We start from the raw sequence: 13,562 nt of genomic DNA on the forward strand, positions 1-13,562 counted from the left end.
GCACCGATCGTTAAATCAGCACCAACATACGTCAAGGTATAATTGCTGTTCAAGGCTAATGTACCCTGGTTGATTGCATAGGTACCCACATTTTCTCCAGGCAACCTGGTCAGGCTTCCGCTGAAGCTATCCCCTGTTACCAGTGAAGGTGCAGAGGTATAAGTCAGTGCAGGATCTGCATCGCCATAAGTTTTGCTTTTCGCTGCGGCCGTTACTGTTATTGTTTTCGCACCGATTGTTAAATCAGCACCAACATAAGTTAAGGTATAGTTGCTGCTCAAAGCAAGTGTTCCCTGGTTGATGGCATACGTACCTACATTTTCTCCAGGCAACCTGGTCAGGCTTCCGCTGAAGCTATCGCCTGTTACCAATGCAGGTGCAGAGGTATAAGTCAGTGCAGGATCTGCATCGCCATAAGTTTTGCTTTTTGCTGCGGCCGTTACTGTAATAACTCTTTGCGCAACAGTACTGGTTGGTATAGTGATAACTGGACTGTTAGTGCCCGTACTGGTTAATGTTATATTCCCTGTAATATTTGTATTAGCAGCAGCAGTTGCTGTTAATCTTACATAAACCGTACCCGATACCGTACCCGAAGTACCGATGATAGCAGAAGTACCAAAATTTGTACCATCAGCACTTACTTCAAAATTAGCTGTTGATGATGGAGTAGCTGTAATACCGGCAGTTAATCCTGTAGCTGATACGTTTACACTAGTTGATGTTGATGCGGTTCCATAAATTGTACTTAACGCTGATGGAAAAGTCCCGGCTGAAGCGGTAATTTGAGATGCCTGAGTGTAGGTAATGGAAAACTGACTGGCAGCTGTGTTGCCATTGCCTGCTGCATCCAGTGCTACGTTAGCTGCGATACTAATAGTTACTGCACCATTGGCTGTTGGCGTGGCATTAAAAGTATAAGTTGTTCCACTTCCTGAAAAACCACTGATGGTGGCATTTCCTGGTGTAATATCTCCCGCTACAAAACCGGTTACGGTCTCCGAAAAAGTAACTGTAAATGGAATTGGCGAAGTACTGGTCGATCCGCCAGATGCACCTGCAGTGCTCGTAATCGCAACGGATGGACGCTGCGAGTCAACCGTAAAAGTATTGGTGGTACTGTTTGCACTTACTGCATTACCAGTTTCCTGTGCAGTCGCATAAACCGTATGCGAACCTTGTGCCAGTACTGCAGGCTGCGTGAGTGACCAGTTCCCACCAGTTGCTGTTGTAGTACCTAAAGAGGCTCCATCTACATAAACCGTAACGGTTGCATCTGCCGTTGCAGTACCTGTATAAGTTGGGGCAGTTGTAGTGATTAAACTGCCATTGGCAGGGTTGGCTACTGTTGGAGTTGCTGTTACTGTCTGTCCGTAGGTAATAGAAAACTGACTGGCAGCTGTGTTGCCATTGCCTGCTGCATCCAGTGCTACGTTAGCTGCGATACTAATAGTTACTGCACCATTGGCTGTTGGCGTGGCATTAAAAGTATAAGTTGTTCCACTTCCTGAAAAACCACTGATGGTGGCATTTCCTGGTGTAATATCTCCCGCTACAAAACCGGTTACGGTCTCCGAAAAAGTAACTGTAAATGGAATTGGCGAAGTACTGGTCGATCCGCCAGTAGCACCTGCAGTACTCGTAATCGCAACGGATGGACGCTGTGAGTCAACCGTAAAAGTATTGGTGGTACTGTTTGCGCTTACTGCATTACCAGTTTCCTGTGCAGTCGCATAAACCGTATGCGAACCTTGCGCCAATGCTGCCGGCTGTGTGAGTGACCAGTTCCCGCCAGTTGCTGTTGTGGTACCTAAAGATGCTCCATCTACATAAACCGTAACGGTTGCCCCCGCTGTTGCAGTACCTGTATAATCTGGGGCGGTCGTAGTGATTAAACTGCCATTGGAAGGGCTGGCTACTACCGGTGTGGCTGTTGCTGACTGTACATATGTAAACTGGTCGCTGGCACTGGTCGCACTGGTGCCCCCTGTTGTAGTGACGCGGACATCAACCGTGCCTGTTCCTGCCGGTGCGGTCGCCGTGATCTGTGTTGCCGAGTTAACGGTAAAGCCTGTAGCCGCCGTAGCGCCAAAGGTCACCGCGGTCGCCCCGCTGAAGTTGGTGCCGGTAATGGTTACGCTAGTGCCTCCGCTGGTCGGGCCACTGGTTGGACTCAAAGCCGTTACCGTTGGTGCGGCGACATAGGTAAACTGGTCGCTGGAACTGGTCGCGCTGGTGCCCCCTGTTGTAGTGATGCGGACATCAACGGTGCCTGTTCCTGCCGGTGAGGTCGCCGTGATCTGTGTTGCCGAGTTAACGGTGAAGCCTGTAGCCGACGTAGCACCAAAGGTCACCGCAGTAGTCCCGCTGAAGTTGGTGCCGGTAATGGTCACGCTAGTGCCTCCGCTGGTCGGGCCGCTGGTTGGGCTCAAAGCCGTTACCGTTGGTGCGGCGATATAGGTAAACTGGTCGCTGGCACTGGTCGCACTGGTGCCCCCTGTTGTAGTGATGCGGACATCAACGGTGCCTGTTCCTGCCGGTGCGGTCGCCGTGATCTGTGTTGCCGAGTTAACGGTGAAGCCCGTAGCCGCCGTAGCACCAAAGGTCACCGCGGTCGCACCGCTGAAGTTGGTTCCGGTAATGGTCACGCTAGTGCCTCCGCTGGTCGGGCCACTGATTGGGCTCAAAGCCGTTACAGTTGGTGCAGCGACATAGGTAAACTGGTCGCTGGCACTGGTCGCACTGGTGCCCCCTGTTGTAGTGATGCGGACATCAACGGTGCCTGTTCCTGCCGGTGAGGTCGCCGTGATCTGTGTTGCCGAGTTAACGGTGAAGCCTGTAGCTGCCGTAGCGCCAAAGGTCACCGCGGTCGCCCCGCTGAAGTCGGTGCCAGTAATGGTCACGCTAGTGCCTCCACTGGTCGGGCCACTGGTTGGGCTCAAAGCCGTTACCGTTGGTGCGGCGACGGCCTGTCCATAGGTAATAGAAAACTGACTTGCAGCTGTGTTGCCATTGCCTGCATCATCCTGTGCTATATTGGCCGCAACATTTATCGTTACGGCACCATTGGCTGTTGGCGTGGCATTAAAAGTATAAGTTGTTCCGCTTCCTGAAAAACCACTGATGGTGGCATTTCCTGGTATAATATCTCCTGCTACAAAACCGGTTACAGTCTCCGAAAAAGTAACTGTAAATGGAATTGGCGAAGTACTGGTCGATCCCCCGGATGCACCGGCAGTGCTCGTAATCACTACTGATGCCGCCTGATTATCAACGGTAGCATTAGCATCATCGGCCGTAGTTGTAGGCCCTACTGAATTTGTTGCGGTTATTGAAATATTTCTGTTTGTAGCATCAATGGTACCGGCTGCAATTGTATAGGTTGCTGTCCAGGTGCCGCTATTGTCGGTAGCTGAAACTGCAGCACCACCACCGAACTGGCTAAAATCCATTGTTACGGCAGTAAGGCCCGAATTATTATCGCCGCTGGCTGTATTGTCCCAGGTTCCGGTTACCACATCTCCTATCTTAAATGCACCACCTGTGCCACTTGCACCGCTAATGCTTATCCTGGAGGCAGTAACAGTTGGTGCTGTAGAACTGCTCAGGTTAAATTGTTTTATATTACTAGAGCTAAAACCCAGACTAAAGTTATACGGTGTACCAGATGAAGTTGTATTGACCCAATTTGCCGTATTGGTAATATCCGCTAAAATAGTGGCTTTTGACCCACTTGATAAGGTAGGATTATATTTTACATTGGGATAACGTGAATTAGCTGTACTCGTAAAAAAGGCAGTAGAATAACTTGTACCTAGATCAGATGGTAATTCGCTATAAGCTGGAAGCTGATTAGTGGGCTCAACACTGTTGGGATTTATATGCCATCCGTTTGAAGAAGTCCCAACAGCAACATTTAATCTGAGATTATTAAAAGCAAAAATAAATGAAGGACTGCTTTCACTTCCCTGGTAGATTAATAACTGATCACCCGTTGCTGGATTCCATGGGTTGGCAGAAAGAGTAGTGTTAGTCCACGAGTTCGAAAGTATAGAAAAATCTGCTGGAAGCGAACTGCCATCCCCTTTTGTTCCCAATACTTGCCTGTTAGCTAAGTCAATCTTGAAAATAATCACCGTACCTGCTGATATTGCTACTGAAGGCTGCCATTGCAAAGTTCCCTCATTTGTTGTTGTTACACCTACAAAATGTCCTGCAGTTGAGCCATAGGTATTTACCCATCCGCGGTCGGTAATATAAATCACCTCATTCGCAGCAATAGTATTAAGTGCCACTACCGCAAAACTACGTATGGTTGTTCCGGCATCTACGTCACCGTTCATTCCAATTACCGCAAGATCCCCTTTAGATAAAGCGGCCCTGGCACTTAATACACTGATTAAAAGCACCGGGATAATGAATAAAAAATGAAATACTTTTTTGTAAAATTTCCTCATATAATTACTTTTCTAAATCTTCAATACTTGCAGTAGAAATAAAAAGTATAACCGGGATTGAAGTTTACCGGTTATACTGATAAATGATTGTGGATAAGCTGGTTTTTAGTCTCTTGAAGGAAAAAGTCCTTGTATACAAATCACATAATAAAGGGCCATTGAGGGTTGCCTGTTCTCATGGACGGCAGGTGTTGCTGAGCCAGAAGCTGCAATAGCCATGTTGGTTAACTGCGGCCCGGTTACACTTTGTATACTCAGCGTGCCATTAGCCATTGGCGCTTGTTGTGCCGGCGCTTGTGGTACGCCATATAACATTTCCCCCGATGAAATTGGCGCACCTAAAAGATTGCCTGTAGGGCTGGGCTCATCATATTGGTCAGCAGATGCTTTAACGGTTACAGTTGCTGTACCTGCTGCAGGTATATATGCTAAATTATGTATATGAGCTGACATTTCCGGCAGACCGATTGTTACTGATTCTGTGCCGTTTGTGTCACCTATGCTGTATGCTGAAAGCCCAGCCCCCTGACCTGTACCTACAATAGTTCTTCCCTGTAAATCAGGCAATTTAAATGTGTTTGTACCATCGCCTCCATAATTAGTACCAATTATAGCATAAAGGGTGGTGTACGCACGTATTGCTAAAGTTTGGCCACTACATGCAGACCAGTTCATCGGTACAAACGTTCCGGCGAACATCCTTACTTCTCCTATAGTTCCTTCCATTTTTGATAAAATTTAGTATGAATCAATTTATTTAGTTTCTTGAAGGGAAAAGTCCTTCTATACAAATGATGTAGTTTACAGCCAGTACCGGTTGTATATTATTGTGTGGCAAGCTACCACCTGCTGCACCGATGGTTACTTTTGGTATTGGCGGTGAGAGATTGCTAACCTGTGCAGCATTGCTATTCAGGTTAACCAGATTTGGAGAATTAGCCGGATTTGCATAAACATTGTCAATATTCGTTGAGTCTTGTGCCAGATAATTACCCACCGGACTATTTTCAGGACCAGGAGCAGCGACTGCATTTAATGAAATATTTACTGATGCTGCAGTGGTACTGTAAGTAGGGGTAATTTGGTGCGTATGGGCTGGCAGCTCCATTGAAGTCAAAGTATGACCTTCCTGTCCGTTTACCTGTCCTAATTGATAAGCGCTAAGGGCAACGCCCTGGCCTGCTCCTACTACTATACGGCTGGCAATGTTGGGTAAATTGAAAGTATTCACACCGTCTCCACCATAAATGGTACCGATGATTGCATATAAAACTTGATATTGAGATAAGGACATTTGTTGCCCTTGGCAAAACATCCAGGTTCTTGGTGCGAAAGTGCCTGCAAATGCACGGATTTCGCCAACTGTTCCTTCCATAATTATTTTATTAAGGTTTAGTAATTAATTTCTTGATGGAAAATATCCTTGTATACAGATAATGTAATTGAGTGCAATGCTTGGCATGATGTTATTATGCCCGGCACTGGCTCCTGCGGGTTGTAATGCAACAGTCGGATTGGGAATGTTAACATTTGTAACCTCTAAAGAGCTATTATGTAAAGCACTCAAAGTACCGCCGGTAGCGAAACTGGCCATTTGAGCGGCTTCCTCCTTGCTGATAAAAGCATCTAGCCCATTCTCTTGCGTACCTCCGCCTGGGTTGGCATAGAATGTAGCATTACCGATACCATTACCCGTTGCAGGTGTAACTATGGCGGTATGCGTATGCGCAGGTATTTGATTTACGGTAAGTGGTACCGTTTCTACGCCTATTTTTTGCCCTGGTGTTGTATAAACAGACAAATTTGCACCTGCTCCTAGACCTATTACTGTTCTGCTTCGCAAATCAGGCAATCCGAAAGTGGTACGCCCGTCTCCGCCGTAAAACGTACCTACTAAGGCATAAACAGCCTGGTTAGTGCTAACGTTTAACAGCTGCCCCTGGCAAAGCGCCCAGCCTCTAGGCGCAAAATCGCCGGCAAAAATCCGGACTTCAGCAATTGTTCCTTCCATATAATATTAATTTAGGTTTATAAATTTTTCTCCTGTTTGTATCCCCATCTGAAAGAGCTTACTTCCTGAAAAATAGCCCTCGCGCATGTGCAAAATATTGATTTTTAAAAAACGATTTTCCAGGCATGCCACAATCAATCCATAAATTGCATCGGCATAAACTATTGTGCCCGGCTCTGGCTTCGCCCCTTCCGGCAACTGAATCTCTGCCGGTGAAACTTCCAGGATTCGTATTTCAGCATTTTTAATCCAGGCTGTAGCACCATCATATTTTGGATTGGCTGCATTAATCAGACATTCTATTTCGTCTGCAGAGTGCTGTTTCCAATTGATCGCAAGCTCCCGGTGACCGGGTCTTTTTTCATACCTCGCCATATCTTCATTATTTTCATTTATAACAGGCAGATGATTACTGTTATTCACCAGGGCAGGTAGTGCATCTACGGCCATAAAGCCTAAACGCTGGCAAAGCAACCCATAATTTTCACCTTTTATAATGGGTAGCTGCTTTGACCACAAAACCGGACCTGCATCTATATCTGCCGTCATTTGATGTACAGTGAGGCTAGCAAAGCGTTCATTGTTTCTGAGTTGCCAGAATATCGGATCAGCTCCACTATACTTTGGTAATTCACCAAAATGAAAATTGAAATAACCATTACGTACCATTTGAAGCATATCATCAGGAATTAACCAGGGAAAACCAAATACCCAAACCGCATCCACATCTGATGCTGTTAGCCACTTTTGCATTTCCTGTTGCCACGATATTTTATTCAACTGCAATACCTGATCGGTAGACAAGCCCATAGCCAGCAGCGGTCCCAGCAATATTTTGCTGCTTCGCTTCAGTATAGCCACACCACCTAAAAGCCCCTGGGCAGCTAATGCCTGGACAGTTGGAAATGCGAGCGAATCTGAGTTGCAAATAACCGCTATTTTCATATTATATGCCTAGATAAGGGTTCATCCAAAAGGAAGAGGTTTGGCTGTTGATCCGCTGTACATCTTCATGATTAATATTAATCGTCTCCAGTTCACTAATCAGCTGCCGGGATATTTCATCTTTAATTCCGCTAAAAGTATTTTTGACCAGGTAAACCCTACTTTGCATCGCATTTGAGCGGGGTTCAATTTCAACACGTCCACGTGCTGTTTCAATGGCAGCTTCGGCAAGGGCTTTTTGTAAAGATTTTCCGCCCTGGTCTTTAACCGCCTGGGCAATTAGCAGACCTGTTTCAAAGCCAAACTGCGTAAAAGGATTTGCCATTACCTGACTTACCTCATCAAGCTGCTCCTGTTTTAATTCACAGTTTAACGATAATGTAGTATAAACTTCAACTGGCTCAGCTGTTGTAAATGGCTCCAGCAGAAACGGCAAACCAAGTAGCGGAGTTGTTTTATGCAAACCCTGCTCCACATATTGTGTTAAGAAAATTTCAGCTTCTTTTCCGCAAAAAGTAGCCAGTATAAAATCAGGTTTGTAAATGTGTATATGCTCAAATACAGCAGCAATATCGCCTGTTTCTTTGGGGTTTGGTGTCGGCGCAATAGCAAATGGCATAGTTACCCCACCAGCTGCCGATTCCATACCAGCACTTAACATGCTTTGAAATGAATATCCACAGTCGTACAAACCAGATACATACATTCCTTTTTTACCAAAAGTCTGAACTCCCCATTGGCCAATGGACCATAACTGCTGCCAGGTATGAATGGAATTAAGGAACATGTAATCGTTAAACTTTTCAGGATCTGGCAAATGCTCACCAATGTTATTCATGATGAAAGGCCGTTTAATATTTGCTATCTTTTCTGAAAGATCAATACCTACCTTATTGGAAACTATTCCGGTAATTACGTCGGCATCATCAAAACTAACCAGTTTGGTAAGTGCGGCCTCAGCTAGTTCACGGGAACCTTGTCCGATAAATTCGGGCACAATTTCTAACTCAACCTCCTGGTTTAGCTCCTTAAGTCCATTTTTTAACCCTGTACTAAAGTGCTTAGCCATAGGCAGGATACTTGAATTGGAAAGCAAAACGCCCACCGTTAATTTTTTAGTTGTCATTAATTCTAATTAATTTGCCCACATGCGCAACAGATTACTATAGTGTTGCTGTAATACAAGATATTCTTCTTCAACCAGTGCTTTGCTACGGAGATTTTCAGTGACCTGAAAAATTTCAAATAACATTTTTCTGTATACTGTTTCTTTAACGAGTGACTGCACCCAGCTTACCGCAACGTTTCGCTCTCCCCGGGTAACTTCCCGTACGCGATGAACCTGCGTGCATGGATAGCAAATAGCGTCACCTTTATTTAGCTTATATAATATATTGCCATTAGCAGTCTGGAGTTCCAGTTCACCTCCATCATATTCTTCGGGATCATTCAAAAAAATGGTTAGGGCGACATCAGTGCGAATCATATTGCCCATAACCGGACTATCCACATGCCAGCCATAGTGCATGCCTGGCTTATAATTACTGATAACAAAGGGATGAATACTGTGTGGTAAGACCGCATTTCTGAATAAGGTATTGCGGTTGAGTGCAGCTAAAATATTTTGTTGAATGGCTACGTGCTCCTGTGTTTGAGGATTAAGCTGCAAGTTGCTTTTTACTTCTTTTGCAGCACTATATGCCGTTAACCTGCCATCATCAAATGCTCCGGATTTAAAAAGAAAACGAATATCGTGAACTTCAGTTTCGCTAAGCAAATCTGGAATATGCAAATACGTATTATTTAAAATACAAATATTATTTACATGTGCGTTTGTAGGTTGAGAGTCCATTAAGAGTAGCTAATTAGGATAAGTGTAAAGCTATCAATAACTTTTATATTTTAATATCCTATTTATCAAAAATAATTTGACAATTATCAACAACTTTATTAAAACAATTTATCTACTTAAATAGACGCATAAGCTCAGATTTCAAAATTATTTATATGTTTATGCTGAGATTACCCACATTTAATTACAATAAGTACCAATGGACACCTATATTCTGGGAACAGGCCTATCACATGATGGATCAACAGCTTTATTAAAAAATGGCAAAATCATAGTTGCTATTGAGAAAGAAAGGCTTAGCAGGATTAAACATGACGGAGGTAACGATTTTGATACCGTCCAGTATTGCCTTGATTTTGCAGGGATTAAGGCCAGTGATTTAGCATTAATTGTGCAAGCCTCAAACTTTGAAAATAACATCTCACCAAGCCAATATGCCGGACGCCGGTATTTCGATAAACATATTCAAATACCTGTGATCACCCTATCCCATCATCTGGCACATGCCTGGAGCGCAGTAGGCATGTCGCCGTTCAAAGAATGTAATGTAATGGTAGTTGATGGTGCGGGCAGCCCTTACAACCAGTGTTTAGATCTTGAAGACACAAAGGTTCCACCCTATCTATTTAGTAGTGGCATGTATTGTGAAAAAGACAGCTTTTATTATTTCGACGGGAAAGATTTAACTCCGCTGTTTAAAGATTTTTCAGAGGTTAAATTATATCAGAACACGGCTTCATTAAAACTACCAACCAATTATCATTCCATAGGCGGACTTTATCATGCAGCCAGTCATTATTGTTTTGGCAACCTGAATGATGTTGGGAAACTGATGGGCCTGGCGCCCTACGGCGTTATAAATGGGAAACCACCACTATTTAAGCTGGAGAATGGGTTAATAGAAGTACTTTACGAAAATGTTGATTTGTATTTCAACAAGCCTTCATCAGGATATGATGCTTTTAAAAAAGATTTTACCCACTATGCCGACATTGCACGCTGGGTACAGGACGAAACTGAAAAGGCAATCATTTATCTCTTTCAGGAACGGTCTAAACTTCAGCCGCATGCCAATTTCGCTTATGCCGGTGGAGTGGCCTTAAATGCTGTGGCCAATTATAAATTACGCCGTTCGGGCATTGTAAAAAATCTATACACCCAGCCCGCGGCGGGAGACAACGGACTAGCTATTGGCTGTGCCTATTATGGCTGGCACAAGATTCTGGGACAGCCAAAAGCAACCATTCCTGATCACGTTTTTTTCGGACGTGAATACGCCAATGATGACGTGGAACGAGCCATAGCAGATGCCGGAATTAATGATAATCCGGCATTTTTGATCAGGCAAACACCAGATTTTGTTTCGCTTACAGCTGCCGAACTTGCGCTTGGCAAAGTGGTAGGCTGGTTTCAGGGTGGGGCCGAATTCGGACCGAGAGCATTAGGCCACCGGAGCATATTGGCAGATCCGCGTATTAAGGATATAAAAAACCACATTAACAGCAAAATAAAGTTCAGGGAAGATTTCAGGCCTTTTGCTCCGTCAGTTAGAATTGAAGATGTACAAAAATACTTTATTCATGGGTGGGAAAGCCCATACATGATATTGATTGATGAGATAAAGCCTGAATGGAAAAACCAGCTCGAAGGTATTGTTCATCAAGACGGTACCTGCCGGGTACAAACCGTAACCAGCACTTTCAATCCTGATTTCTATCAGCTCATTGGAGATTTTGAAGCAAAAACAGGCATCGGCGTTTTATTAAACACATCTCTCAATCGCAAAGGAATGCCTATAGTGGAAACGCCTGCCGAAGCTTTATCGCTTTTTTTATCCGGCGCAATAGATGTATTGGTATTAAATAATTTCATAATTTGCAAGTATCATGATTTGCTTCTCTAAATTAAACCTCAACATTGACGTTCATTTGCTCCAACATGAATTGAACGATTTATTAACCGGCAATAATTGGATGCCGCATTACAATACTGCCGATTATACAGGTAACTGGCATGTTTTGCCTTTGCGTACCCCCGGTGGAAACAGCGATAATCCTTTTGCCGATCTTTTTAATCACAAAAATTTTGAAAATACAGCGCTGTTAAATAAACTACCTGAAACCTGCCGTTTTTTAGAGAAACTTGACTGTGAAAAACTTTCTGTGCGGCTGTTAAATCTTCGCGCAGGATCGGTCATTAAAGCACACAGAGATATTGAACTGTCCTTTGAACATGGAGAAGCACGTTTGCATGTGCCCATATTCACTAATCCAGGTGTTGAGTTTTATGTAGATGAAGAGCGCATTATGATGAACGAAGGCGACTGCTGGTACATTAACGCGAACATAAAACACCGTGTAGCAAATAATGGTATTGCTGACCGGATACACCTGGTTATTGACTGTAAGGTAAACGATTGGCTTACCAAACTGATTACTGAAGGCAGAAAAAAAACAGTCTTTTTGAAAAAAGATCCGGAAACCTCACAGCAAGTAATTGAAAGCCTGAGAATGGCAAATACAACACATTCAATTCATCTGGCCGATCAAATGGAAAAGGAATTAAACAATAATCAGTTAATTGCTAAACTTCTTGACTTTATTTCAGAGATCGGTTTACAGTACCAACTGGAAAAAATAAATGAAGATACCTTTTTACCTGGTCTTAAACTAAGAGATGGCGTATTGATTGTTGACACTGAAAAGCTGTTGTATCCCGGCGATATTTTACATGAAGCTGGACACCTGGCCTGTATGCCGGCTGAAATACGCATGGATATGAGCGATTCGCTACCAAACAACGACCTCAATAACGGCGGCGAGATGATGGCAATAGCCTGGTCGTATGCTGCATCTGTACATTTGGATATTGACCCTCATATCGTATTTCACGATAAAGGATACAAGGGTGGAGGGCAAAGCCTTGTGGACAACTTTACCCAGGGCCATTTTTTCGGCGTTCCTTTATTGCAATGGAATGGAATGACCTATCCTTCAGGCCAGGAAGGTAGTCTGTCTTTCCCGCAAATGAAGAACTGGACATGTAAACAAAATATGTATATCAACCATAAAGCGGAGAAATAAAGATGACATCAGATTTTACTTTACCACAATCAACAGCACTCAGCACTTCGGGCCTGATGCACCTGAAGCGTTTTTGGAGCAAAGTAATGCTTAGAAGAGTCAACCAGTTTGATGATGAACTTTGGAAAAAAGAATGGCAACTGGATAAAACTTTACTGAGTGTATTGGGTCTTGGCATTGAGCAAACACTCACCTACCTTTTTCAGCATGCGCCTTCATTTGAGGAATTTGAACACTGGATCTTGCTTACATCGGGTATGCCGCCCGGAGAACAAGTTAATAAGTTTAATAATTTGCTTCATAAGTTACCTGAATTTACCCAGACTATTTCATCGGTTCTCAGTAATGAAGAGCTTACTTTTTGGGAGCAAAACGGCTATTTAATCCTGAAAAGTGCTGTTCCAAAAGAAGATTGCCAGGAAACTGTTGACGTGATTTGTGATTTTCTGAAAATAAAACTCAACGACCCCGAAACCTGGTATGGACCACATACTTCAAGGCAAGGAATAATGATACAATTGTTTCAGCACCCGTTATTAAAAAAAAACAGGCAATCAGAACGAATCAGAATGGCTTATGAACAGCTATGGCAGCGTACCGATATCTGGGTAACAACAGACCGCGTAGGCTTTAACCCACCAGAGACTGATCAATGGAAATTTCCCGGGCCTGATTTACATTGGGATTGCAGTCTCGACCTTCCTATTCCATTCAACCTGCAGGGCTTGCTGTACCTTGCAGATACCGCTCCTAACCAGGGTGCCTTTACCCTGGTTCCCGGGTTTCACAATCGCATATCAGAATGGCTCCGCTCCCTTCCTGCTGGCACCGAACCAAGAACAGAAAACCTGCATGCACTTGGCAGTTTACCTATTGCTGCAGAAGCAGGAGATTTTATTATCTGGCAGCAGGCTTTGCCCCATGGCAGCAGCCCAAATACTTCATTAAAACCACGGTTTGTGCAATATATTAATTATCAGCCTGCAGATATAAGCCAGCAGAAACGCTGGTTATAGGTTTCTGCCAACATTGCAAACAAGCAAAATCAGACGCATTGTTTCTTCTTACTGCTGAAAATTTTATTACATTAATTTATCTTTTCATTTTGCTTTTAAATGAAAATGAAAAGCTATATTTGATATAACCTGGTTTGAATAACAAAGACTGACTCATCTGTCAGAAATTATTAAAGAACAGGACGTTAATGCACTCAA

The 13,562-nt window shown here is 43.8% G+C and carries 10 protein-coding genes; 3 read left to right on the plus strand and 7 right to left on the minus strand.

All coding sequences use genetic code 11. The features are described 5' to 3' along the window. From BCL90_RS25620 to BCL90_RS07840, 7 genes are all read right to left on the minus strand, one after another. Positions 1 to 4,457 (minus strand): beta strand repeat-containing protein (locus tag BCL90_RS25620; protein WP_167467748.1); only part of this gene is annotated, 4,457 nt, incomplete at its 3' end. Positions 4,458 to 4,562: 105 nt separating this feature from the next. Beyond that, entirely contained in the window at positions 4,563 to 5,183 is a 621-nt protein-coding gene (locus BCL90_RS07815) for a phage tail protein (RefSeq protein ID WP_121283487.1), read from the minus strand. 31 nt (positions 5,184 to 5,214) lie between these two features. After that, positions 5,215 to 5,832 (minus strand): phage tail protein, encoded by a 618-nt coding sequence (locus BCL90_RS07820; RefSeq protein WP_208529803.1) that lies wholly within the window; start codon positions 5,830 to 5,832, stop codon positions 5,215 to 5,217. 24 nt (positions 5,833 to 5,856) lie between these two features. Then, positions 5,857 to 6,468 (minus strand): phage tail protein, encoded by a 612-nt coding sequence (locus tag BCL90_RS07825; protein WP_121283489.1) that lies wholly within the window; start codon positions 6,466 to 6,468, stop codon positions 5,857 to 5,859. A gap of 6 nt (positions 6,469 to 6,474) precedes the next feature. After that, positions 6,475 to 7,413: a formyltransferase family protein gene (locus BCL90_RS07830; protein WP_121283490.1), complete on the minus strand. Its 939-nt coding sequence runs from the start codon at positions 7,411 to 7,413 to the stop codon at positions 6,475 to 6,477. Position 7,414: 1 nt separating this feature from the next. Then, positions 7,415 to 8,539 (minus strand): ABC transporter substrate-binding protein, encoded by a 1,125-nt coding sequence (locus BCL90_RS07835; RefSeq protein WP_121283491.1) that lies wholly within the window; start codon positions 8,537 to 8,539, stop codon positions 7,415 to 7,417. 9 nt (positions 8,540 to 8,548) lie between these two features. Continuing rightward, the gene (locus BCL90_RS07840; RefSeq protein WP_121283492.1) at positions 8,549 to 9,265 is read right to left on the minus strand and encodes a Fe2+-dependent dioxygenase; all 717 of its coding nucleotides are present in this window, start codon (positions 9,263 to 9,265) and stop codon (positions 8,549 to 8,551) included. Between the two features lie 199 nt (positions 9,266 to 9,464). Here BCL90_RS07840 and BCL90_RS07845 point away from each other — a divergent pair, with 199 nt between their 5' ends. From BCL90_RS07845 to BCL90_RS07855, 3 genes are read left to right on the plus strand one after another with little or no spacing between them, the layout of a single operon-like run. Further along, positions 9,465 to 11,168 carry a carbamoyltransferase family protein gene (locus tag BCL90_RS07845; RefSeq protein ID WP_121283493.1) on the plus strand — a complete coding sequence of 568 codons (1,704 nt, stop codon included), beginning with the start codon at positions 9,465 to 9,467 and terminating at the stop codon, positions 11,166 to 11,168. Beyond that, positions 11,152 to 12,348, plus strand: coding sequence for an aspartyl/asparaginyl beta-hydroxylase domain-containing protein (locus tag BCL90_RS07850; RefSeq protein ID WP_121283494.1), 1,197 nt, complete (start codon positions 11,152 to 11,154; stop codon positions 12,346 to 12,348). The genes BCL90_RS07845 and BCL90_RS07850 overlap by 17 nt, the downstream gene beginning before the upstream one ends. 2 nt (positions 12,349 to 12,350) lie before the next feature. Next, positions 12,351 to 13,364, plus strand: a complete 1,014-nt coding sequence (locus BCL90_RS07855) for a phytanoyl-CoA dioxygenase family protein (protein WP_121283495.1) — start codon at positions 12,351 to 12,353, stop codon at positions 13,362 to 13,364. Positions 13,365 to 13,562: the final 198 nt, after the last annotated feature.

This window comes from Pedobacter alluvionis, assembly GCF_003664035.1.
Lineage (GTDB): Bacteria > Bacteroidota > Bacteroidia > Sphingobacteriales > Sphingobacteriaceae > Pedobacter > Pedobacter alluvionis.

Bases quoted from the DNA above. Each gene is read 5' to 3' on its own strand.
- BCL90_RS07815 (WP_121283487.1), bottom strand. From the start codon at position 5,183: ATGGAAGGAACTATAGGAGAAGTAAGGATGTTCGCCGGAACGTTTGTA.
- BCL90_RS07820 (WP_208529803.1), bottom strand. From the start codon at position 5,832: ATGGAAGGAACAGTTGGCGAAATCCGTGCATTTGCAGGCACTTTCGCA.
- BCL90_RS07825 (WP_121283489.1), bottom strand. From the start codon at position 6,468: ATGGAAGGAACAATTGCTGAAGTCCGGATTTTTGCCGGCGATTTTGCG.
- BCL90_RS07830 (WP_121283490.1), bottom strand. From the start codon at position 7,413: ATGAAAATAGCGGTTATTTGCAACTCAGATTCGCTCGCATTTCCAACT.
- BCL90_RS07835 (WP_121283491.1), bottom strand. From the start codon at position 8,539: ATGACAACTAAAAAATTAACGGTGGGCGTTTTGCTTTCCAATTCAAGT.
- BCL90_RS07840 (WP_121283492.1), bottom strand. From the start codon at position 9,265: ATGGACTCTCAACCTACAAACGCACATGTAAATAATATTTGTATTTTA.
- BCL90_RS07845 (WP_121283493.1), top strand. From the start codon at position 9,465: ATGGACACCTATATTCTGGGAACAGGCCTATCACATGATGGATCAACA.
- BCL90_RS07850 (WP_121283494.1), top strand. From the start codon at position 11,152: ATGATTTGCTTCTCTAAATTAAACCTCAACATTGACGTTCATTTGCTC.
- BCL90_RS07855 (WP_121283495.1), top strand. From the start codon at position 12,351: ATGACATCAGATTTTACTTTACCACAATCAACAGCACTCAGCACTTCG.